Source organism: Candidatus Microbacterium colombiense (assembly GCA_029203165.1).
GTDB classification, from domain to species: Bacteria; Actinomycetota; Actinomycetes; order Actinomycetales; family Microbacteriaceae; genus Microbacterium; species Microbacterium colombiense.
Map to the genome: position 1 here is coordinate 1,924,284 of CP119308.1, position 21,338 is coordinate 1,945,621.

The 21,338-nt window shown below is 67.6% G+C and carries 22 protein-coding genes; 16 read left to right on the forward strand and 6 right to left on the reverse strand.

What is annotated here, in order from left to right:
• Positions 1-37: 37 nt before the first annotated feature.
• Both P0Y60_09230 and P0Y60_09235 read right to left on the reverse strand, forming a co-directional pair.
• Entirely contained in the window at positions 38-214 is a 177-nt protein-coding gene (locus P0Y60_09230; protein WEK59573.1) for a DUF5302 domain-containing protein, read from the reverse strand.
• A gap of 37 nt (positions 215-251) precedes the next feature.
• Positions 252-836: a VTT domain-containing protein gene (locus P0Y60_09235; GenBank protein ID WEK59574.1), complete on the reverse strand. Its 585-nt coding sequence runs from the start codon at positions 834-836 to the stop codon at positions 252-254.
• Between the two features lie 154 nt (positions 837-990).
• Here P0Y60_09235 and P0Y60_09240 point away from each other — a divergent pair, with 154 nt between their 5' ends.
• Entirely contained in the window at positions 991-2,916 is a 1,926-nt protein-coding gene (locus P0Y60_09240; GenBank protein WEK59575.1) for a GDSL-type esterase/lipase family protein, read from the forward strand.
• Between the two features lie 36 nt (positions 2,917-2,952).
• Here P0Y60_09240 and P0Y60_09245 read toward each other — a convergent pair whose 3' ends face one another.
• On the reverse strand, positions 2,953-4,263 hold the full coding sequence (locus P0Y60_09245; protein ID WEK59576.1) for a UDP-glucose/GDP-mannose dehydrogenase family protein: 1,311 nt from the start codon (positions 4,261-4,263) through the stop codon (positions 2,953-2,955).
• Positions 4,264-4,629: 366 nt separating this feature from the next.
• Here P0Y60_09245 and P0Y60_09250 point away from each other — a divergent pair, with 366 nt between their 5' ends.
• From P0Y60_09250 to P0Y60_09270, 5 genes are all read left to right on the forward strand, one after another.
• Positions 4,630-6,906, forward strand: coding sequence for a polyribonucleotide nucleotidyltransferase (locus P0Y60_09250; protein WEK59577.1), 2,277 nt, complete (start codon positions 4,630-4,632; stop codon positions 6,904-6,906).
• A 219-nt stretch (positions 6,907-7,125) separates the two neighbouring features.
• Positions 7,126-8,154 carry an aldo/keto reductase gene (locus P0Y60_09255; GenBank protein WEK59578.1) on the forward strand — a complete coding sequence of 343 codons (1,029 nt, stop codon included), beginning with the start codon at positions 7,126-7,128 and terminating at the stop codon, positions 8,152-8,154.
• Between the two features lie 69 nt (positions 8,155-8,223).
• Positions 8,224-8,826, forward strand: coding sequence for a histidine phosphatase family protein (locus P0Y60_09260; GenBank protein ID WEK59579.1), 603 nt, complete (start codon positions 8,224-8,226; stop codon positions 8,824-8,826).
• An 81-nt stretch (positions 8,827-8,907) separates the two neighbouring features.
• Entirely contained in the window at positions 8,908-9,648 is a 741-nt protein-coding gene (dapB, locus tag P0Y60_09265) for a 4-hydroxy-tetrahydrodipicolinate reductase (GenBank protein WEK59580.1), read from the forward strand.
• On the forward strand, positions 9,648-10,082 hold the full coding sequence (locus P0Y60_09270) for a hypothetical protein (GenBank protein WEK62887.1): 435 nt from the start codon (positions 9,648-9,650) through the stop codon (positions 10,080-10,082). The genes dapB and P0Y60_09270 overlap by 1 nt, the downstream gene beginning before the upstream one ends.
• A gap of 11 nt (positions 10,083-10,093) precedes the next feature.
• On the opposite strand, the gene P0Y60_09275 is transcribed toward P0Y60_09270, so the two are convergent.
• From P0Y60_09275 to P0Y60_09285, 3 genes are all read right to left on the reverse strand, one after another.
• Complete coding sequence (locus P0Y60_09275; GenBank protein ID WEK59581.1) at positions 10,094-10,519, reverse strand: OsmC family peroxiredoxin; 426 nt, start codon at positions 10,517-10,519, stop codon at positions 10,094-10,096.
• 87 nt (positions 10,520-10,606) lie between these two features.
• Positions 10,607-11,107, reverse strand: a complete 501-nt coding sequence (locus P0Y60_09280; protein ID WEK59582.1) for a DUF4395 domain-containing protein — start codon at positions 11,105-11,107, stop codon at positions 10,607-10,609.
• A 21-nt stretch (positions 11,108-11,128) separates the two neighbouring features.
• The gene (locus tag P0Y60_09285; GenBank protein WEK59583.1) at positions 11,129-11,542 is read right to left on the reverse strand and encodes a thioredoxin family protein; all 414 of its coding nucleotides are present in this window, start codon (positions 11,540-11,542) and stop codon (positions 11,129-11,131) included.
• Positions 11,543-11,656: 114 nt separating this feature from the next.
• On the opposite strand from P0Y60_09285, the gene P0Y60_09290 reads away from it, so the two are divergent.
• From P0Y60_09290 to P0Y60_09335, 10 genes are all read left to right on the forward strand, one after another.
• Entirely contained in the window at positions 11,657-12,466 is an 810-nt protein-coding gene (locus tag P0Y60_09290; GenBank protein ID WEK59584.1) for a thymidylate synthase, read from the forward strand.
• Positions 12,463-12,939 carry a dihydrofolate reductase gene (locus P0Y60_09295; protein WEK59585.1) on the forward strand — a complete coding sequence of 159 codons (477 nt, stop codon included), beginning with the start codon at positions 12,463-12,465 and terminating at the stop codon, positions 12,937-12,939. The genes P0Y60_09290 and P0Y60_09295 overlap by 4 nt, the downstream gene beginning before the upstream one ends.
• Positions 12,939-13,700: an SDR family oxidoreductase gene (locus P0Y60_09300; protein WEK59586.1), complete on the forward strand. Its 762-nt coding sequence runs from the start codon at positions 12,939-12,941 to the stop codon at positions 13,698-13,700. Before P0Y60_09295 ends, P0Y60_09300 begins: the two co-directional genes overlap by 1 nt.
• Positions 13,701-13,724: 24 nt before the next feature.
• On the forward strand, positions 13,725-14,144 hold the full coding sequence (locus tag P0Y60_09305) for an EF-Tu/IF-2/RF-3 family GTPase (protein ID WEK59587.1): 420 nt from the start codon (positions 13,725-13,727) through the stop codon (positions 14,142-14,144).
• Positions 14,145-14,172: 28 nt separating this feature from the next.
• On the forward strand, positions 14,173-15,150 hold the full coding sequence (gene dapA / locus P0Y60_09310) for a 4-hydroxy-tetrahydrodipicolinate synthase (protein WEK59588.1): 978 nt from the start codon (positions 14,173-14,175) through the stop codon (positions 15,148-15,150).
• A 53-nt stretch (positions 15,151-15,203) separates the two neighbouring features.
• Positions 15,204-16,880 carry a ribonuclease J gene (locus tag P0Y60_09315; GenBank protein ID WEK59589.1) on the forward strand — a complete coding sequence of 559 codons (1,677 nt, stop codon included), beginning with the start codon at positions 15,204-15,206 and terminating at the stop codon, positions 16,878-16,880.
• A 71-nt stretch (positions 16,881-16,951) separates the two neighbouring features.
• Complete coding sequence (locus P0Y60_09320) at positions 16,952-17,446, forward strand: GNAT family N-acetyltransferase (protein WEK59590.1); 495 nt, start codon at positions 16,952-16,954, stop codon at positions 17,444-17,446.
• Positions 17,447-17,528: 82 nt separating this feature from the next.
• Positions 17,529-20,258, forward strand: a complete 2,730-nt coding sequence (locus P0Y60_09325) for a DNA translocase FtsK (protein ID WEK59591.1) — start codon at positions 17,529-17,531, stop codon at positions 20,256-20,258.
• The gene (gene pgsA / locus P0Y60_09330) at positions 20,258-20,833 is read left to right on the forward strand and encodes a CDP-diacylglycerol--glycerol-3-phosphate 3-phosphatidyltransferase (protein WEK59592.1); all 576 of its coding nucleotides are present in this window, start codon (positions 20,258-20,260) and stop codon (positions 20,831-20,833) included. The genes P0Y60_09325 and pgsA overlap by 1 nt, the downstream gene beginning before the upstream one ends.
• Complete coding sequence (locus P0Y60_09335; protein WEK59593.1) at positions 20,830-21,315, forward strand: nicotinamide-nucleotide amidohydrolase family protein; 486 nt, start codon at positions 20,830-20,832, stop codon at positions 21,313-21,315. Before pgsA ends, P0Y60_09335 begins: the two co-directional genes overlap by 4 nt.
• Positions 21,316-21,338: the final 23 nt, after the last annotated feature.

Here is a 21,338-nt window from a genome sequence, read left to right on the forward strand (position 1 = left end):
ATGCGGGAGCCGGTCGACGGCTCCCGCATCCGCGCGGTCAACCGCTCTTGCGTCGGAACTCGCGCCGCGTCTGCGGAGCGGGCGCGCCATGCACGGCGGAATCGCCGTCGAGGTGTGCCTCGCCCTGCCGGTGGTGCGCGTTCTTCTTCTCGAGCGCTTCCTTGAACTTGCGCTTCATCTCCTCGGAGGAGGTGGCGCCTTCTTCGGTGCTCATGTCCGCCAGCCTAGGGCACACCCCTGTGGACGTGCCCTCACCCGCGTACACGGCGGGTGAGGCGATCGATCAACAGACCGATGCCGATCGCGACCAGCACCGACACCGGCACCGCCACCCAAGGGCCTCCCGGGAGGATGGCCGCCACTGCCGCGCCCATCGCCGCCTGATAGGCCGCCCATCCCGTCGCCGCCACCGCGACCAGCGCGAGATAGCGAGGCGGGTGGATGCGCGTCGCACCGGCGACGAGATTGATCGCGAGCCGTGCGAACGGAACGAATCTGGCCGTGAACAGCACGGTAGCCGTTCCGCGATCCAGGCGTCCGCGCGCCCACAGCAGCGCCCGCTGCACACGTGGCGCCCGCATCCACCCCCAGCGCTCCAGCCCGACGGAGCGACCGATCAGGTAACAGCAGATGTCGCCCAGTGCCGCGGCGAGGGCCGCGCACATCACCACGGCCCACAGCGGCGGTGACCCGGTCGACACGGCGAGCGCGCCGAGGGCCGTGACGGCGATCTCGCCGGGGATCACCACGAAGAACGCGTCCCCGAGCACCAGGAGGCTCATCAGGGCGAGGCTCCAGGGGCCGTGGAGCAGTGAGGTCAGGAGATCGTCGGGCACACCTGCACAGTGACGGGCGCTGATGAACGGGAACCAACGAGCGCATAGCCGGTGACCGGCGCTCCAGCATCGGATGAACATCTGGTGCAGCGGGCCGAATCGGCCGTTCGATGAGTCGGGCGGCCCCCATCCTGGGGATGTGAGAGTCGCGATCGTGACAGAGTCCTTCCTTCCGCACATGAACGGTGTGACCGGATCCGTGCTGCAGATCCTGCGCCACCTCGAACGCACCGGACACGACGCGCATGTCGTCGCACCCGCCGCGTATGGCATCCCGACGTCGGTGAGCGGCGCCGCGATCGAGCCGATCCCGAGCCTGGCCCTCCCGGGGTACCGCAACGTGCGCGTGGGAACATCGCCCGCTCATCGCGTTGCCGCATCGCTTCGTCGGTTCGAGCCGGACGTCGTGCATCTCGCCTCGCCGTTCGCCCTCGGCTGGCGCGGCATCCTGGCGGCGGAGCGTCTCGACGTCGCGGCCGTCGCCGCCTATCAGACCGACGTCGCCGCCTACACCCAGCGCTACCGGGTCGCCGCGACCACGGGCATCGCGCACACCCACATCGCCCGCCTCCACCGGCGAGCCACCCTCACGCTCGCTCCGTCGACGGAGGCGGCACGCCAGCTCGAGCACCTCGGAGTGGATCGCCTGCGTCACTGGGGGCGAGGGGTCGACGCGGAGCGGTTCCATCCCGAGCGTCGTGATCCGGCGCTTCGAGCCCAGTGGCAGGCCGATGTGATCGTGGGGTACGTCGGACGGCTGGCCCCGGAGAAGCAGGTCGAGGATCTGAGCGTTCTGCATTCCATCCCCGGGGTTCGGCTGGTGATCGTCGGTGATGGTCCGAGCCGGCCGCGTCTGGAGGCGATGCTCCCGCAGGCGCTGTTCCTCGGGCACCTCGAGGGCGATGCGTTGGCCGCGGCGATGGCCTCCTTCGATGTGTTCGTACACCCGGGCGAGAGCGAGACGTTCGGCCAGACCCTGCAGGAGGCCCATGCCAGTGGGGTGCCCGTCGTGGCCACCGGACGCGGAGGGCCACTCGATCTCGTGCGCATGGGGATCGACGGATGGCTGTATCGCCCCGGCGACCTCGACGATCTGCGGATGCGTGTCACGGATCTCGCGGGAGACGCGCGCAAGCGGCGCGCGTTCGGGACGGCGGGGTGGGAGGCCGTGCAAGGGCGTTCCTGGGCCAGCGTGTGCGATCAGCTTCTGGAGCACTACGCGGAGGCGAGGACACTGAAGCGCGTGGACGGTGCGCTGCGCGCTCGCCGCGGGGTGCGACCGGAGATCACGGTGCCGGTGGATGCGGTTCCCTGGCGTCGCTACGTCGCGCTCGGCGACTCCCTGACCGAGGGGCTCTGTGATCCCGCCCCCGACGGCGCCCTGCGCGGGTGGGCCGATCGCCTCGCTCTTCTGCTCGCCGCACGCGGAGGGATCCACTACGCCAACCTCGCCATCCGGTCGAAGCGGGTGTCGGATGTCTGCGGGACCCAACTGGAGCGCGCCATCGCACTGCGGCCTGACCTCGTCTCGGTCCTGATCGGCGCCAATGACCTGGTGAAGCATCGGGTGGACATCGCCGCGCTCGCCGCGCGCCTCGAGGACGCCGTGATGCAGTTGCGGGGGATCGGAGCGGATGTGGTGCTCGTGACGCCCTTCCTGCCCCGACGGCGAGCCGCCGGGATCTACACGGCACGGTTCGCCGCCTTCGCCAGCGCGTTGACGGGGATCGCCGCGCGGACGGGAGCGATCCTCATCGACACCGACCTGCATCCCACGCTCGGAGACCGCCCGCACTGGGGTGAGGATCTGGTGCACCTCAGCAGCAGGGGCCATCGCTTTCTGGCCTATCGCGTCGGTGAGGTACTCGCGGTGCCGCACGCCGATGCGCTCGGCGCGCTCGATGCGGCGCTCCACGAGCACGAGCCGATCGGTACCGGGCTGTGGTGGAGGCGGCACGCGCTGCCCTGGGTCTGGCGTCGACTGCACGGACGCGCCGCAGGGGACGGCCGCGTCGCGAAGCACGACGAGTACGTCTATCTGGGCCGCTCGTCGGCCCAGCGCGGAGTGCCGGTGATCTGACCGGTCGGCGTCGACCCGCCGCGCGGATTCATCGGCTCAGCGGCGTCCCATCCCGCGGTAGTCCCACCCGGCGGCGCGCCACGCGGCAGCGTCCAGGCAGTTGCGCCCGTCGATGATGACCCGCCGTCGCACGAGGCCGGCGGCGTGCAGCGGTGACAGTTCCCGTCGGTACTCGTCCCATTCCGTCACGACCACCACGGCGTCGGCGTCGCGCAATGCGTCGTCGCGGTCGCGCTCGTATCCGAGCTGGGGATGGAGCGCCGCCGCATTGTCGATCGCGGCCGGATCGGTCACCACGACGTCGGCGCCGAGACCGCGCAGACGCACGGCGACGTCGAGCGCGGGGGAGTCGCGGATGTCATCGCTGAACGGCTTGAACGCAGCGCCGAGCACCGCGATCCGCCGACCGAAGGCGAGGCCGCCGAGTGCATCGACGACGAGTTGGACAGCACGGTCACGTCGGCGCAGGTTGATGGTGTCGACTTCGCGCAGGAAGCCGACCGCCTCGCCGCGCCCCAACTCCTCGGCCCGAGCGGCGAACGCCCGGATGTCCTTCGGCAGGCATCCGCCCCCGAAACCGATCCCTGCACCGAGATAGCGCCGACCGATGCGGGTGTCGTGCCCGAGCGCGTCGGCGAGCATCGTGACGTCGGCGCCGGATGCCTCGGCGATCTCGGCCATCGCGTTGATGAACGAGATCTTGGTGGCGAGGAAGGCGTTCGCCGCTCCTTTGACGAGCTCCGCGGTCGCGAGGTCGGTGACGAGGAACGGCGAGCCCGCGTCGATCGCTGACGCGTAGGCCGTGCGCAACAGATCTGCGGCGCGTTCACCGTCGGCACCCTCCGGCACGCCCACCACCAGCCGATCGGGAGTGAGCGTGTCGTGCACGGCCCAGCCTTCGCGCAGGAACTCCGGATTCCAGACGAGGGTCGCACCGCTGGGCGCGATCCGCTCGGTGATACGCGCGGCTGTCCCGACCGGCACCGTCGACTTCCCCGCCACGACGTCTCCGGGGCGCAGATGGGGGAGGAGGCCCTCGACCGCTGCGTCGACGAAGCGCAGGTCGGCGGCATGGCCACCCGGCACCTGCGGTGTGCCGACCGCGAGGAAGTGCACGTCGGAACCGGCGGCATCCGCCGTGTGCACGCTGAAGCGCAGGCGACCGGACTGCAACCCCTCCTGGAGCAGTTCCGTGAGCCGCGGCTCGTAGAAGGGGGCATCGCCGGAGGAGAGCGATGCGATCTTCTGCTCGTCCACATCGATTCCGACGACGTCGTGGCCGATCGAGGCCATGGCTGCGGCGTGCACGGCACCGAGGTACCCGCATCCGATCACTGACATGCGCATGGGGTCAGCACAGTCGACGCCGGTCGCCGCGCACCGACGCTGGGGTGAACGGGGCATGGACGGCGCATGTCGGAACCGCCCGCGCAGAAGCGGAACAACGGATTCGTGGGGTGCGCTGGTAGGGTGGATGCGGTTGCATTCTGTCAACCGTTCCAATTTCATATCGACTCATGGAGCGATCGGCGGAGAAGCTGGTCCCCTGTGGTGGGTTCCTCGGCGTGGCGTCGAGTGGCATTCCACTGGTGGCCAGCGCAGGCGAGATTCGCGGGAGTGCCCGCGCGCCCATATCCGGTTGTATCCGCTCCTTCATGAACACGCTCGCGCGTCATACGGATTCGCGAGTCTAAACAAAGAAGGAGAGACCTCTTGGAAGGTCCTGAAATCACTGCCACCGAGGCCGTTCTCGACAACGGTCGCTTCGGCACCCGCACCATCCGCTTCGAGACCGGCCGCCTCGCGCAGCAGGCACAGGGCGCAGTCGCCGCCTACCTCGACGGCGAGACCATGCTCCTCTCGGCCACCAGCGCAGGCAAGCACCCGCGCGAAGGCTTCGACTTCTTCCCGCTGACGGTCGACGTCGAAGAGCGTTCCTACGCCGCCGGCAAGATCCCCGGCTCGTTCTTCCGTCGCGAGGGTCGTCCCTCCACCGAGGCGATCCTGGTCTGCCGTCTGATCGACCGTCCGCTGCGCCCGTCGTTCGTCGACGGACTCCGCAACGAGGTCCAGATCGTCATCACCGTCCTCTCGATCGCACCGGGCGAGTTCTACGACGCTCTCGCGATCAACGCCGCCTCCGCGTCGACGCAGATCTCGGGTCTGCCGTTCTCCGGTCCCGTCGCGGGTGTGCGCCTCGCGTTCATCCCCGGCCAGGGCGAGCACGCCGACCAGTGGGTCGCGTTCCCGAACGCCGAGCAGGTCGCAGAGGCCGTGTTCGACCTGATCGTCGCCGGTCGTGTCGTCACCAAGGCCGACGGAACCGAAGACGTGGCGATCATGATGGTCGAGGCTGAGGCCACCGAGGGCAGCTGGAACCTGATCAAGGCCGGCGCCACCAAGCCCGATGAGGCCGTCGTCGCGCAGGGCCTCGAGGCATCGAAGCCCTTCATCGCGCAGCTGGTCAAGGCTCAGGCCGAGCTCGCCGCGACCGCGTCGAAGGAGCCGGGCGTCTACCCGGTCTTCCCGCCGTACAGCGACGAGGTCTTCAGCTTCGTCTCCGAGCGCGCATTCGCCGAGCTCAGCGATGTGTACCAGATCGCCGACAAGACCGAGCGTCAGAACGCCGACGACGCGATCAAGGATCGCGTCAAGGGCGAGCTCGCCGCAGCCGTCGAGGCCGGCACGCTGCCGTCCTCGGCGCTCACCGAGTTCTCGGGCGCGTACAAGTCGGTCACCAAGAAGATCGTCCGCGGTCGCATCCTCACGGAGAACGTGCGCATCGACGGTCGTGGACTGGCGGACATCCGTCCGCTCGACGCCGAGGTGCAGGTCATCCCGCGCGTGCACGGTTCCGCGATCTTCCAGCGTGGCGAGACCCAGATCATGGGTATCACCACGCTGAACATGCTCAAGATGGAGCAGCAGATCGACTCGCTGTCGCCCACGACGAGCAAGCGCTACATGCACCACTACAACTTCCCGCCCTACTCGACCGGTGAGACCGGCCGAGTCGGTTCGCCGAAGCGTCGCGAGATCGGGCACGGCTTCCTCGCCGAGCGCGCACTCGTTCCGGTTCTGCCGAGCCGCGAGGAGTTCCCGTACGCGATCCGTCAGGTCTCCGAGGCGCTCAGCTCCAACGGTTCGACCTCGATGGGTTCCGTCTGCGCATCGACGCTGTCGCTGCTCAACGCGGGTGTCCCGCTGCGCGCAGCCGTCGCCGGTATCGCCATGGGTCTCGTCTCCGACGAGGTCGACGGTGAGACCCGTTACGCCGCGCTCACCGACATCCTGGGTGCGGAGGATGCTCTCGGCGACATGGACTTCAAGGTCGCCGGTACCAGCGAGTTCGTCACGGCCATCCAGCTCGACACGAAGCTCGACGGCATCCCGACGTCCGTGCTCAACGGTGCGCTGACCCAGGCTCGTGACGCACGTCTGACGATCCTCAACGTCCTCAACGCCGCGATCGACGCTCCCGACGAGATGGCGCCGACCGCGCCGCGCGTCATCAGCGTGCAGATCCCGGTCGACAAGATCGGTGAGCTGATCGGCCCGAAGGGCAAGACGATCAACGCGATCCAGGACGAGACCGGCGCGCAGATCTCCATCGAGGAGGACGGCACCGTCTACATCGGCGCGACCGACGGCCCCTCGGCCGAGGCTGCCCGTGCCCAGGTCAACGCGATCGCCAACCCCACCAACCCGGAGGTCGGCGAGCAGTTCCTCGGAACCGTCGTGAAGATCGCGACGTTCGGTGCGTTCGTCTCGCTGCTCCCGGGCAAGGACGGCCTGCTGCACGTCACCGAGGTGCGCAAGCTCGCCGGTGGCAAGCGCGTCGAGAACGTCGATGACGTGCTCTCGGTCGGTCAGAAGATCCTCGTGAAGATCACGAAGATCGACGACCGCGGCAAGCTGTCGCTCGAGCCCGTGCTCGACGACGCGGCCGCTGCAGACGCTGCTCCCGCTGAGGAGTCCGCTGCCGAGTAATCGCACTCGCTCCGCTCGGAACCCGGGCGTCTCCGTCATGGAGGCGTCCGGGTTCCGTCGTTCGATGTGTGACCAAACCGTTATCGGAAGTTTTCGCGCCGTTCCCCGGATTGGTCGGAGTGTTCGCCGATGTCGCTTACCCTCGAAGTACGCACCGGGGGGTGCAGCACAAGGCAGGTACGCAGGTCGGATCGCACCGATCGACGCGGGGGTGAGAGTATGCGGTTGTTCAGCGTAGGCGCAGGAGCGTCCGAAGAGCGCGCCTCGCACGAGCCCGCAGAGCACCCGTCGGCCCCCATTCCGATCGTCGGACCCGGAATAGGAGAGTCGTTCCGGGTGCCGCTCGGCGAGACGGGCCTCGACACCTTCCCGCTCATGCTCGGTGCCGCCGAGTTCGGGTGGAACGTCGATCTGGAGACGAGCCACGGGATCCTCGACCGCTACGTCGAGTTCGGTGGCAACGCCGTGCACACGGCCGACGGCTTCTCCGGCGGTCGCAGCGAGCACATCATCGGACAGTGGTTGCGTTCTCGCGGTCTGCGCGAGCGCACGCTGCTGAGCGTGCGGATCGGCGCCCACGCGGACAACCCCGGACTGGGGTCGGTCAACCTCGTGCGTGCCGTCGAAGGATCACTGACACGTCTCGGGGTCGAGCGCATCGACGTCCTGCATCTCGATGCGACGCTCGACTCGACGACGAATCTGGAAGACACCCTCGCGACCGTCGAATGGCTCGCCGACGCCGGCAAGGTCGGCGCGGTCGGCGCGTTCGGATTCGCGCCGGAGCGCCTTGTCGAGGCGCGTATCCTCGCTTCCGCGGGTTACCCCCGCATCGAGGTGATCGATGCACCGTACAACCTCATCCGTCGGCAGCCGTTCGAGGGCGACCTGCGTCTCGTCGCCGGGGCGCAGAGTCTGGCCGTGACTCCTTCGCATGCCCTCGAACACGGGTTCCTGTCGGGGAGGCATCGCCGGAAGGCTCTCACGTCGCAGGGAGTGCGCGGCGAACAGCTGCGGGGTCATCTGAACCGTCGGGGCATCAAGATCCTCCGTGCGCTCGACCAGGTCGCCGAAGAGCTCTCCGTGCCCGTGGCCGCCGTGTCGATCGCCTGGTTGTTGGCGCAACGCACGATCGCCGCCCCGATCGTCAACACCTTCGCGACCGAGCACGTCGACGAACTCATGCAGGGCGCGGGCGTCACGCTGTCGCGCGCGCAGCTCGCCGAGCTCACCCGTGCCGGCAACTGAGCACCGTCGCACCCGTGACGTAGGGTGGAAGAGAAGCCCGGCGAATGCTGGCAATGAAGCGAGCGGGTTGTGACGCACTACATCTATCTGGTCAGACACGGTGAACATCAGGATGCCGAGCATGGCCTCGCCGACGGACCGCTGTCCCCGCGAGGACAGCGTCAGGCGGAACTGATCGCCGACCGGCTGTCCGGCCTCCCTCTCGACGCCGTGTGGCATTCGCCGCTGCTCCGGGCCAATGAGACCGCTCGTGCCATCGCCGGGCGCATCCCCTCCGTGGTGCCCGAGCCGACCGCATTGCTGTTCGACTGCGTGCCGACAGGGATGACGGAAGACACTCCTGCGGTGTTCGAGCCGTTCTTCGGGTCTGTCACCGACGCGGAGATCGACGCAGGCCGTGCTCAGATGTTCGATGCCGTGAACGAGTTCCTGGTGCGCAAGACCGGTGATGTGCATGAGGTGCTCATCACTCACAACTTCGTCATCTCGTGGTTCGTGCGCGAGGTGCTGGGTGCGCCGGAGTGGCGTTGGATGACGCTGAACCAGGCGCACTGCGGACTCACGGTGATCGCGCAGAAGCAGGGGCGACCGTGGACGCTCCTCAACCACAACGACACGGGGCATCTCCCGGTCGAGTTGCGTACGGGCATCCCCGACGCCATGCCCGTCTGAGCCCGCCGGCGCGGAGCGCTCGGGTTCGGCGGCCCGCGCGCCCTGGACGGCCGGACGCGGACCGCTCAATAGACTGGACGCATGACCACGCAGGTAGCACTCGTCGGCGGAACCGGGAAGCTCGGCACCATCATCCACTCGGTGATCGACGAGCTGGAGGGCTTCGAGGTGAGCCGCGTGCTGACGTCGAGGAGCGACCTGTCGGACCTCGATGGAGCAGGCCTCGTCGTCGATGCCTCCACACCGCAGGTGAGCATCGACGTGGTGCGCACGGCTGTCGAGCACGGACTCAACGTGCTGGTCGCCACGTCCGGGTGGTCGGCCGAGCGCATCGCGTTGGTGCGCCCGCTCGTCGACGCGGCCGGCACCGGAGTCGTGTTCATCCCCAACTTCTCCCTCGGCTCGGTCCTGGGCTCTGCTCTCGCCGCCGCTGCGGCACCGTTCTTCGGCTCTGCGGAGATCATCGAAGCGCATCGTGAGACCAAGATCGACTCGCCCAGCGGCACGGCCGTGCGCACGGCCGAGCTCATCGCCGCCGCTCGTGTCGAGCAGGGCCCCGTGAGCGCACCGCATGCCGACCAGCGCGCCCGTGGTCAGCAGGTCGGAAGCGTTCCGATCCACTCGCTGCGCCGCCCCGGCGTGGTCGCCAAGCAGGAGGTGATCCTGTCCGGCCCGGGCGAATCGCTCACCTTCACGCACGACACGATCGAGCCCGCTCTGGCCTATGCTCCCGGCATCCGGCTCGCGGTTCCGTTCGCGGCGCAGGCCACCGGTGTGGTGGTCGGCCTCGAGAACATGATCGACATCGGCATCCGCGCATGATCTCGCGCATCAGCGTCGGCATCATGGGTCTGTGCTTGGCCCTGTACATCGTGGTGGTCGGCCAGCGCGCCGTCCTCATGCTCACGACAGGCGAGCCGATCGCCATCGCCTTGGGCGTGGCACTGCTCGTGATGCCGCTGATCGGTGCCTGGGCGCTGATCCGCGAGATGCAGTTCGGGTTCGCCGCTGATCGCCTCGGCCGCACACTGGATGCCGAGGGCGGGATGCCGGAGGCCGAGACGGAGCTCACCCCCAGCGGGCGGATCGCGCGCACCGATGCAGACCCGCTGATCGCGCGCTACGTCGCCGAGGCGGATGCGGAGCCGACGGCATGGAGGCCGATGTTCCGCCTCGGCGTCGTGCAGGACGCGTCCGGACGTCGCAAGGACGCCCGGGCGAGCATCCGCGAGGCGATCAGGCTCTCACGCCTCTGACCCGCGACCGCTCAGGCGAGGGTCGCCTCGAGCGTGATCTCAATGCCGGCGAGTGCCTGGGACACCGGGCAGCCGGTCTTCGCTCCGTTCGCGATCTCCTGGAAGGCTTCGGGAGCGATGCCGGGGACGACGGCGTTGACGTTGAGGTGGCTGCCGGTGATGCCGACGCCCGGCTTGAAGGTGACCGAGGCGCTCGTGTCGACACGCTCAGGAGGGGTGCCGTTCTCGCTCAGGGCGTGGGAGAGAGCCATGCTGAAGCAGGAGGCATGAGCGGCGGCGATGAGCTCCTCGGGCGTGGTGGTGGTGTCGCTGCCCTCGCTGCGCGCCTTCCAGTTGATCGGGAAGGTGCCCAGCTTCGACGACGAGAAGGCGACCGTTCCCGAGCCCTCTGCGAGTGATCCGGTCCAGGTGGTGGTCGCTTCGCTGGTGACGGGCATGATTCCTCCGGTTCTCGCGCCGGGCTCGGTGTGCCCGCGGTGCGTTGGGGCCAGCCTAGCGATCGGGCGGAGTCGACGGAACTCCGCTCAGGCGGCGGAGGCAGCGCGTCCGAGCAGCCCTGCCCGCTGCAGCAGGAGGTACAGCTGGCATCCGAGGCAGAGGCCGATGGCGGCGTTCAGGAACGCGGCGATGAAGGCGGCTGCGGTCGCGATCGGTAGCGCCCAGGGCACGCCGACCAGGTGCAGGATGAGGCCGATCGTGACCACGAACAGTCCGACTCCCTGCGCGAAACGAGGTGGTCGTGGATCCTCGAGCTCGCTCGGCGGGGCGAGACGCGGACGGATCGCGCGGCGGAAGAGCGCTCCCCAGGGTGCGGTTCCCGGCGAAACGACGCTCCACAGGAACAGCAGCGCGATGAGCAGTGTGAGCAGGAAGCCGGGATCGACGAGTCGCGCGCCGAACGACACCGTGGCTGCCACGGGCGAGACACCGATGAGCCCGAGGAACGTCGCGATCAGCAGCAGGACGGTGGTGATCGTCGCGGCGAAGCGCGGGCCTCGCGGATCGATACCGGCGGGAGTGGTCATCTCTGCTCCAGTCTTCGCGCCTCAGACGGCGGCGAGGGCCTCGGTGAGGGCGTGCCGCTGCGGCACGCCATGAAAGCGGGCGCGGACGGCGCCTGTGCGATCGACGAGGAACGTCGTCGGCGTCTGCAATACGCGATAGCGCGCAGAGAGGTCGGGGCGATGGGTGAGGTCGACCTCGACGTGGGCGATGCCGTCTTCCTGCGCGACGTAGCCGCCGAGCATCCGCCGCACCTGAGGGCACCGCGTGCACATCTCCGTGCTGAACTGCACGAGCGTCGCCCGGGAGCCGAGATCCGCAGGGGCGGCATCGCGTGCGTCGAAGCGCAGTTCCCCACCGCCGCGGCGCCGTCCGTCACGACGGCGGAGCACGACACCGGCCAGCGCGGTCAGCACCAGAAGTGCTGCCGCGAAGACGAGAGCGACGTCAGGCGACATGGGTCGAGAGTACGTCCCCGTGGACAGGGCAGGGGCCGTTCCGACATATGACGACATGAACCGCGGAACAGCGCCTCCGCCCGCTCCTGCGATGCGAAAGGTATCGTTGCTGTCATGAGCGCAGCCGTCCCGACGCCGTATGAAGACCTGCTCCGCGACGTTCTCGAAAGTGGAACGCACAAGTCGGATCGCACGGGTACCGGAACGACGAGCGTGTTCGGTCGACAGATCCGCTTCGACCTGTCTCAGGGTTTCCCGCTGATCACGACGAAGCGCGTGCACTTCAAGTCGATCGCCTACGAGCTGTTGTGGTTCCTGCGCGGTGAGTCGAACGTGCGCTGGCTGCAAGAGAACGGCGTGTCGATCTGGGACGAATGGGCCGACGAGTCCGGCGACCTCGGCCCCGTCTACGGTGTGCAGTGGCGATCCTGGCCGAAACCGGGGGGCGAGAGCATCGACCAGCTGTCCGAGGTCATCGAGCAGATCCGGCGTTCACCCGATTCGCGCCGGCTGATCGTATCCGCCTGGAACCCCGCCGACATCCCCGACATGGCACTCGCACCGTGTCATGCCCTGTTCCAGTTCTACGTCGCTGACGGCAAGCTCTCCTGCCAGCTCTATCAGCGCAGCGCGGACATGTTCCTCGGCGTCCCGTTCAACATCGCCTCGTATGCGTTGCTCACGATGATGATCGCGCAGCAGGTCGGCCTCGAGCCGGGCGACTTCGTCTGGACCGGCGGAGACTGCCATGTCTACGACAATCACGTCGAACAGGTACGGGAACAGCTTTCCCGCGATGCGTACCCGTATCCCACGCTCAGGTTCGCCCGGACGCCGGAGTCGATCTTCGACTACCGCTTCGACGACTTCGTGGTGGAGGAGTATCAGCACCATCCGGCCATCCGCGCGGCGGTGGCGGTATGACCTGGGTCGGTCTGGTCTGGGCCGAGGCGAAGGGCGGCGTGATCGGTGCAGAGGGCGGCATGCCCTGGCATGTTCCGGAGGACCTTGCACACTTCAAAGAGGTGACGCTCGGCGCTCCGGTCGTGATGGGGCGGAAGACCTGGGACTCGTTGCCGGACCGTTTCCGGCCGCTGCCCGGCCGCGACAACATCGTCGTCACGCGCCAGCAGCAGTGGAGTGCCGAGGGCGCTCACCGCGCCGCCACGGTGGCTGACGCCGTCCGAGGGCAGGATCGTGTCTGGATCATCGGGGGAGCCGAGATCTTCCGTCAGGTGATCGGGGACGCCGATCGGCTGGAGGTCACCGAGCTCGAACTCGAGGTGGCAGGCGACGCGTACGCACCGCCGAAGACCGGTTGGCGACTCGTGGACGAGGGGGAGTGGCAGACCTCGCGTTCCGGCGTGCGGTACCGCTTCCTCGGGTACGAGCGCTGATGCCCACCGCGCTCATCACGGGAGCCAGCGCTGGTCTGGGCGCCGAGTTCGCGCACCAACTGGCGCGACGGCGAGCCGACCTCATCCTCGTCGCGCGCTCCGACGACGCCCTGCAGGACCTGGCGAGCAGTCTTCGCAGCGAGTACGGCGTCGCCGTCGACGTCCTCGTGGCCGACCTCTCGGTGGGATCCGACGTGGAGCGCGTCGCCGAGCGGCTCCGCGATGCGAACGATCCGATCGATCTGCTCGTGAACAACGCCGGCTTCGGGCTTCCGCTGCACTTCGCCGACAACGACATCGACGACGAGATCCGCCATCTGCGCGTCCACGTCGAGGCGCCCATGCGGCTGATGCACGCGGCTCTGGAGAGCATGCGCGGCCGCGGTGGGCGGATCATCAACGTCGCATCGGTCGCCGGATTCATCTCGCGGTCCACCTACTCCGCCTGCAAGGCGTGGCTCATCGGCTTCAGTCGTTGGGCGAACGTCGAGTACTCCCGCGATCGGGTGAGCATCACCGCGCTGTGCCCCGGGTTCACCCACACGTCGTTCCACGAGCGCATGGGCCTGGCCGTCGGCGACGAGGGCGTGCCCGGATGGATGTGGCTCGACGCGAGCTCTGTCGTGCGAGAGAGTCTCCGAGATGCTGCGCGGGGGAAGGCGGTCTCGATCCCTTCGCTGCGATACACACTGATCGTCGCGCTCGCACGGGTGCTGCCGGCCTCCCTCACCTCGGGTGTCGCACGCCGCGGGCGCGTGTGAGGCGCTCTGCCTAGGATCGAGCGCATGGGCTGGTTCGGGAAGAAGCGGGATCCACAGGATCCCAACGAGATGCTGCGGCAGTATCACGAGGCCGAGGCCGCGAGGCTGGCGGCGATGGTCAGTGGACGAGTGCCGGAGGCCGGGTCCTCGTCTGTGCTGTCTGCGGACGCCCCTTCGACGGAGTTCACCGTCGAGGACGTCTTCACGATCACGGGTCGTGGAATCGTCGCGACCGGACAGGTCGTCTCCGGGGCTCTGCGCGTGGGCGACCGTGTCGACGTCCTCCGCGAGGGCCTGCGGGTCGGCGAATCCGTGATCACCGGGATCGAGATGTTCCGCAAGCGTGTGACGGAGGCGACTCCCGGAACGATGGTCGGCCTCGTGCTGCAGGGAAAGGTCGACGTCGCGCGTGGCGACGTCATCCGCATCCCTGCGTCCGCATGAGCAGCATCCGAACCGATACGCTGGGTGCATGACGCACTCGGGCAACCCATTCGGACAGGTTCTCGTCGCGCTCGTCACTCCGATGACGGCCGACGGTGAAGTCGATTGGCCCGCCGTCGAGAAGCACATCGATGACGTGATCACCGCAGGTGCGGACGGCATCGTCGTGACGGGAACGACCGGCGAGACCTCGACCCTCACGGACCCCGAGAAGCTCAAGCTCGTCGAGGTCGGCAAGTCCGTCTCCGCCGGCCGCGCCAAGATCATCACGGGCGGCGGATCCAACGAGACCGCGCACGCGATCGAGCTGTACAAGGCGAGTGAGAAGGCCGGCGCCGACGGCATCATGATCGTCACGCCTTATTACAACAAGCCCACCCAGGCGGGCATCCTGACGCATTTCCGCCTCGTGGCCGATGCCACCGATCTGCCGGTGATCCTCTACGACATCCCCGGACGCACCGGCGTGCCGATCAAGTACGAGACCATCCTGCGACTCGCGAAGCACCCGAACATCCTCGCGGTGAAGGACGCCAAGGGCGACTTCTCCGAAGTGAGTCGTGTGCTCAACCAGACCGACCTGATGTACTTCTCCGGAGACGACGCGAACGTGCTCCCGCACCTCGCCATCGGCGCCACCGGCCTCATAGGGGTGACCGCGAACGTCGCGGCCGCGCCGTACCGCACGATCATCGACGCGGTGAACGCGGGTGACCTCGCCACGGCGACGGCCGAGCACAAGCGCATGGAGCCGCTCGTCCGTGCCGTGATGACGCATGTCCCCGGCACCGTCGCGGCGAAGTACATCCTGCACGGTCTCGGACGCATCTCCAGCCCTCGCGTGCGTCTTCCCCTCGTCGGACCGGAGGAGTGGGAGGCCGCTCTCATCGAGGACGAGCTCGACCTCGTCCAGAACGTGCCCGGCGCCGACTTCTCCAACTTCCGCCCCGACCGCAACGCGGCCGCGGGTGGCGCCCTGCCGAAGGTGCACGGCACGACGCGCTGAGCCGCGTCCCCACGAACGAACGGACGCGAACGGTGTCCGACTGAGGAGACAGCATGTCCATCCCCATCGCAGATCCGGCCCCTCTCGAAGACGGCACACTGCGCGTCACGCCTCTCGGCGGCCTCGCCGAGATCGGCCGCAACATGACCATGTTCGAGTACGAGGGCAAGATCCTGATCGTCGACTGCGGCGTTCTCTTCCCTGAGGAGCACCAGCCGGGTGTCGACCTGATCCTCCCGGACTTCGAGCCCATCCGCGGTCGCCTGGATGACATCGTCGGCGTCGTCCTCACTCATGGGCACGAAGACCACATCGGGGCGGTGCCTTACCTTCTCCGTCTCAAGAGCGACATTCCGCTGATCGGTTCCGGTCTCACGCTCGCGCTCGTCGAGGCGAAGCTCAAGGAGCACCGCATCAAGTCCTTCACCCTCACGGTGAAGGAAGGCCAGGAAGAGAAGGTCGGCCCGTTCGACCTCGAGTTCGTCGCGGTCAACCACTCGATCCCGGATGCTCTCGCCGTCGCGATCCGCACGCCTGCGGGCATGGTGCTCGCGACCGGTGACTTCAAGATGGACCAGCTTCCCCTGGACGGTCGGATCACCGATCTGCGCGCGTTCTCCCGCCTCGGCGAAGAGGGCGTCGACCTCTTCCTGGTCGATTCGACCAACGCCGACGTGCCCGGGTTCACTCCCACCGAGCGGTCCATCGGACCGGTGCTCGATCAGGTCATCGGCAAGGCCCCTCGGCGCGTCATCGTGGCGAGCTTCTCGAGCCACATCCACCGTGTGCAGCAGGTCATCGACGCGGCGCACGCGCACGGACGACGTGTGGCGTTCCTCGGGCGCAGCATGGTGCGCAACATGACGATCGCCGAACAGCTCGGTTACCTCAAGGTTCCCGCGGGCGTGCTCATCGACTTCAAGAAGGCGCGAGACCTTCCGGACGAGCAGATCGTCTACATGTCGACCGGGTCGCAGGGCGAGCCGATGGCCGTCCTGAGCCGCATGGCGAACATGGATCACGCGATCGAGATCAGTGAGGGCGACACCGTCATCCTCGCCTCCAGCCTCATCCCCGGCAACGAGAACGCCGTCTACCGCGTCATCGACGGGCTGACCAAGCTCGGTGCGAACGTCGTGCACAAGGCGAACGCCCGGGTGCACGTCTCGGGCCACGCCGCCGCTGGTGAGCTGCTCTACTGCTACAACATCCTGAAGCCGAAGAACGTGCTGCCCGTCCACGGCGAGTACCGGCACCTGATCGCGAACGCCAAGCTGGCGCAGGACACCGGTATCCCGGAGGAGCGCACGATCATCGCCTCCAACGGCACCGTCATCGACCTGAAGGACGGCGATGCACGTGTCGTCGGCCAGCTCGATCTCGGATTCGTCTACGTCGACGGTTCGACGGTCGGCGAGATCACGGACGCAGACCTCAAGGACCGTCGGATCCTCGGCGAAGAGGGATTCATCTCCGTCATCGTCGTGGTGGACGCAGGTACCGGTCGCATCATCTCGGGTCCGGAGATCCACGCACGCGGTGTCGCAGAAGACGACTCGGTGTTCGACGACGTGGCGCCCAAGATCGTGGCCGCGCTCAAGGAGGCCTCCGGCAACGGGGTGCACGACACGCACGCTCTCTCCCAGGTCGTTCGTCGCACCATCGGTCGCTGGGTGAACCAGAAGCTGCGCCGACGGCCGATGATCGTTCCGCTCGTGATCGAGGCGTGAGCCCCGTCGTCGGAATAGATCTCGCGGCAGACCGTCATCCGGGTGTAACACACACGTTCTAGGCTCCCGTTATGTCCAGCGGTTTCTCCACGCGTCGGGCCACTCAGGCTGACGCCCGCTTCCTCGGAGACATGCTCGTCGAGGCGGCGAACTGGCGCGCGGGGGGACTGCGACCGCGTCACGAGGTGTTGACCTCGGCTGATCACCGGCGCTACATCGCGGGGTGGAAACGAGCGGCTGACGACGGGATCCTGGCCGTCGGCGATGACGGTCTGCCCGTCGGCGCCGCCTGGTACCGGATGCTGCCCCAGAACGAGCCCGGCCTCGGATTCGTCGGCGTCGCCGTGCCCGAGCTCATCCTCGGTGTGCATCCGCTCTGGCGTGCCCGTGGCGTCGGGCGCGCGCTCCTGCGTGAGATCGTCTCGCTTTCGGGCGAGCAGGGGCATGCCCGCATCAGTCTGAGCGTCGAGCGCGACAACTTCGCACGCAATCTGTATCGATCCGAAGGGTTCGCCGTCTCCGCACAGGGGGAACTGCGCGACACGATGGTGCGTCGTACGGGTTGACGCGGGCCCCGCAGCCGGGTCGGATCACCGGAATGCCGCGTCATTGCGCGGAAATGTCACCCGTTGGTCGTAACGTGAGGGCATGGCCAGGAGCACCACGAAGTCCGCGCGCGCGTCCGAGAGCGCACCGTCACGCCCGAAGAGGCAGACGGCTCCGAAGGCTCAGCCCGCGCCGAAGAAATACATCGACGCGGCGGAGAAGCCCCCCGTCGCGGTGCGGGCCTGGGGTGGCCTCGCGCATGGGGTCGGTGGACTCTTCCGCGCGTTCGGCCCTGAGACGCTCGAGAAAGACGATCGCCGCGACGGATTCCCGTTCTTCCTCGTGCTGCTCGCGGTGCTGGGCGCCGTCAACGAGTGGTTCTTCATCGGCAACGAGGTCGCCGCCAACATCAGTGCGTACTCCGTCGGATTGTTCGTCGGACGCGTGGCCTTCTTCATGCCCGTGCTGCTTCTGCTGCTGGCGGGCTGGCTGTTCCGCCACCCCTCATCTGTGCACGACAACGGCCGCATCGGAATCGGTTTCGGCATGTTCGTCCTCGCGCTCGCGGGCATCTTCCACGTCGCCGGCCCCCGACCGCACCCGAACGAGGGGATGCCTGCACTCAGCGAGTCGGGTGGCCTCCTGGGCTGGCTGGTCGGGCAGCCGCTGACGTACCTCACCGACATCCCGGCGTATATCGTGCTGTCCCTGCTGGCGGTGCTCAGCATCCTCATCCTCACCAAGACGCCGCCGAACCGCATCGGCACGCGGCTCGGCGACCTCTACGCGTGGATGTTCGACGCCGAGCGCCCGGAGAAGCCCGCGAAGGACGTCGCGACGATCGACGATGCCGACAAGGTCGATGACCCCGATGTGCTGCCGTGGTGGCGACGCAACAAGACCGGTCGCGAGGAGGACCCCGACGAGGGCACCCTCGGATCCGACGACATCACCGCACTGCTCACCACCTCCGACCCCACGCCTGCGTACGACCAGGCGGTCGTCGTGGAGAACCCGTACGACGCTGCGACAGAGGTGCTGTCCGATGTTCGTTCGATGACGGACGGTCTGGCAGAGCAGCAGACCACGGCGCTTCTCGACGACGCATCCGACACCGGCGAGATGCCGGAGCTTCCGGGTCTTGACGGCTTCGGCACGGAAGGGCCGGGGGAGCGCGGGCCGCAGGCGCCCGTGGCCCCGTACATCCTCCCGTCTCCGGGGCTGCTGATCGAGGGCGCACCACCCGTGTTGCGCTCTGAGGCGACAGACAAGGTGATCGAGCAGATCACGAGCGTGCTGTCGCAGTTCAAGGTCGATGCGAAGGTGACGGGGTTCTCCCGCGGGCCGACGGTCACGCAATACGAGGTCGAGGTCGGGCACGGCGTCAAGGTCGAGAAGATCCTCCAGCTGAGCAATAACTTCGCCTACGCGGTGGCCTCGAACGACGTGCGCATCCTCTCGCCCATCCCCGGCAAGAGCGCGATCGGTATCGAGATCCCGAACGCCGACAAGGAGATGGTCGCCCTCGGCGATGTGCTGCGGTCGCCCGCGGCCCAGAAGAGCACGCATCCGATGACCATCGGCGTCGGCAAGGACGTCGGTGGCAACATCGTCATCGCGAATCTCGCGAAGATGCCTCACCTGCTCGTCGCCGGATCCACGGGATCCGGTAAGTCGAGCTTCGTTAATTCGATGATCACGAGTCTGCTGATGCGCGCGCGGCCCGCAGATGTGCGCATGGTGCTCATCGACCCCAAGCGCGTCGAGCTCACCAGCTATGCGGGCGTTCCCCACCTGATCACTCCGATCATCACGAACCCGAAGAAGGCGGCCGAGGCGCTGCAGTGGGTCGTGAAGGAGATGGACATGCGGTACGACGACCTCGCGTCGTTCGGGTTCCGCCACATCGACGACTTCAATCGCGCGGTACGCGCGGGTGAGGTCGTGCTCCCCGTGGGCAGCGAGCGGGTTCTCAAGCCTTACCCGTACCTCCTCGTCGTCGTCGATGAGCTCGCCGACCTCATGATGGTCGCGCCGCGTGACGTCGAGGACTCGATCGTGCGCATCACGCAACTCGCGCGTGCGTCCGGCATCCACCTCGTGCTGGCCACGCAGCGACCGAGCGTCGATGTCGTCACGGGACTGATCAAGGCCAACGTGCCGTCCAGGCTCGCGTTCGCTGTCACGAGTGTCACCGACAGCCGCGTCATTCTCGACAGTCCTGGGGCCGACAAGCTGATCGGGCAGGGCGACGCCCTGTTCTCTCCGATGGGCTCGTCGAAGCCGTTCCGTCTGCAGGGCGCCTGGGTCGATGAGAAGGAGATCGACGCGGTCGTCAAGCACGTCACCCGACAGGCGCGCCCGGAGTACCGCGCCGATGTGCAGGAGAGCATCGAGCCTCGCAAGAAAGAGGTCGATGAGGACATCGGCGACGATCTCGAACTGCTGCTCGCAGCGGCGGAGCTCATCGTGTCGTCGCAGTTCGGGTCGACGTCGATGCTGCAGCGCAAGCTCCGTGTCGGATTCGCGAAGGCCGGTCGACTGATGGACCTGCTCGAGTCGCGCGAGATCGTCGGACCGTCCGAGGGGTCGAAGGCGCGTGACGTCCTCGCGACCGCAGAGCAGCTGCCCGCAGTGATGGCCAAGCTCCGAGGCGATGACGCTCCCGCATCGTCGGGCTCGAGCGCGCCGACGGCTGCCGCTCCTCCCGCCGCGGCTCACGCTGGGTACGCGGAGCCGATGCGCGATCCGCTGGAGGCGCAGTTCGAGGGGCTCCCCGTCGTGGAATCCGAAGGCGATGAAGACGCCTGGGGTCTGACGGGACGCGATTGATGGCGATCCCACGGCAGCTCCCCAACGCGATCACGATCGCGCGCATCCCGCTCGCGGTCATCTTCTTCATCGTGCTGCTGCTCGGCGGCACCTACGGGATTCCTGAGCCTGCTCTTCGGTGGACGGCCGGGATCCTCTTCATCGTGGCGATCTCGACCGACTGGGTCGACGGCTACCTCGCGCGCCGCTACGACATCGTGAGCGACTTCGGCAAGCTCTGGGATCCGATCGCGGACAAGCTGCTGACCGGGTCGGGATTCATCGGGCTCGCCATTCTCGGCGAAGTGCAGTGGTGGATCGTCCTGATCATCCTGGTTCGCGAGTGGGGGATCACCGTTCATCGTTTGATGGTGGTGAAGGAGCATGTCGTCGCCGCTGCCTGGATGGGAAAGATCAAGACGGCCGTGCAGGGAGTCGCGCTCAGCTGGGCGCTGTTGCCCCTGCACGAACTCATCGGCCTCGACCCGTGGAAGCTCGTCACGACGGTCCTGATGATCGTCGTCCTGCTTCTCACCGTGGTGAGTGGCATCGACTACATCGTCGCTCAGGTGAAGGGTTCGAGGGAGCGATCGTGAGGTCGCCCGCGGCGGCAGCGCTGGCGGCGCTCCGGCAGAAGGGTTGGACGCTGGGTGTCGCCGAATCGCTGACGGGCGGAGCGCTCACGGCCGAGCTGGTCTCCGTTCCCGGTGCGTCTTCGGTGCTGTCGGGCGGGGTCGTGGCCTACGCGACGTCGCTCAAGCATTCACTGCTCGGAGTCGACGCGATGCTTCTCGCGCGGAGTGGCCCCGTGCACTCTTCCGTCGCCGCACAGATGGCAGAGGGCGTCAGGAGAGCCGTGGCCGTCGATGGAGTCGCCGCAGATGTGGGTGTCTCGACGACGGGTATCGCGGGTCCTGATTCTCCCGACGGGCAACCTGTCGGTACCGTGCACATCGGCGTGATCACCCCGACGGGGTCCTCGACGAGAGTGTTCCTCTTCGCTGGAGATCGTGCTCAGATCCGGGCGGCGACCATCGACTCCGCTCTGCAGATGCTCCTCGACATGGTCGGGGAATAGTAGGCGGTGCGCGCGAGTTGTGA

What these genes read in the sequence shown, in the direction of transcription:
- P0Y60_09230 (WEK59573.1), bottom strand. Translation starts at nt 214, where the DNA reads ATGAGCACCGAAGAAGGCGCCACCTCCTCCGAGGAGATGAAGCGCAAG.
- P0Y60_09245 (WEK59576.1), bottom strand. Translation starts at nt 4,263, where the DNA reads ATGCGCATGTCAGTGATCGGATGCGGGTACCTCGGTGCCGTGCACGCC.
- P0Y60_09255 (WEK59578.1), top strand. Translation starts at nt 7,126, where the DNA reads ATGCGGTTGTTCAGCGTAGGCGCAGGAGCGTCCGAAGAGCGCGCCTCG.
- dapB (WEK59580.1), top strand. Translation starts at nt 8,908, where the DNA reads ATGACCACGCAGGTAGCACTCGTCGGCGGAACCGGGAAGCTCGGCACC.
- P0Y60_09275 (WEK59581.1), bottom strand. Translation starts at nt 10,519, where the DNA reads ATGCCCGTCACCAGCGAAGCGACCACCACCTGGACCGGATCACTCGCA.
- P0Y60_09280 (WEK59582.1), bottom strand. Translation starts at nt 11,107, where the DNA reads ATGACCACTCCCGCCGGTATCGATCCGCGAGGCCCGCGCTTCGCCGCG.
- P0Y60_09285 (WEK59583.1), bottom strand. Translation starts at nt 11,542, where the DNA reads ATGTCGCCTGACGTCGCTCTCGTCTTCGCGGCAGCACTTCTGGTGCTG.
- P0Y60_09290 (WEK59584.1), top strand. Translation starts at nt 11,657, where the DNA reads ATGAGCGCAGCCGTCCCGACGCCGTATGAAGACCTGCTCCGCGACGTT.
- P0Y60_09295 (WEK59585.1), top strand. Translation starts at nt 12,463, where the DNA reads ATGACCTGGGTCGGTCTGGTCTGGGCCGAGGCGAAGGGCGGCGTGATC.
- P0Y60_09300 (WEK59586.1), top strand. Translation starts at nt 12,939, where the DNA reads ATGCCCACCGCGCTCATCACGGGAGCCAGCGCTGGTCTGGGCGCCGAG.
- P0Y60_09305 (WEK59587.1), top strand. Translation starts at nt 13,725, where the DNA reads ATGGGCTGGTTCGGGAAGAAGCGGGATCCACAGGATCCCAACGAGATG.
- dapA (WEK59588.1), top strand. Translation starts at nt 14,173, where the DNA reads ATGACGCACTCGGGCAACCCATTCGGACAGGTTCTCGTCGCGCTCGTC.
- P0Y60_09315 (WEK59589.1), top strand. Translation starts at nt 15,204, where the DNA reads ATGTCCATCCCCATCGCAGATCCGGCCCCTCTCGAAGACGGCACACTG.
- P0Y60_09320 (WEK59590.1), top strand. Translation starts at nt 16,952, where the DNA reads ATGTCCAGCGGTTTCTCCACGCGTCGGGCCACTCAGGCTGACGCCCGC.
- P0Y60_09325 (WEK59591.1), top strand. Translation starts at nt 17,529, where the DNA reads ATGGCCAGGAGCACCACGAAGTCCGCGCGCGCGTCCGAGAGCGCACCG.
- pgsA (WEK59592.1), top strand. Translation starts at nt 20,258, where the DNA reads ATGGCGATCCCACGGCAGCTCCCCAACGCGATCACGATCGCGCGCATC.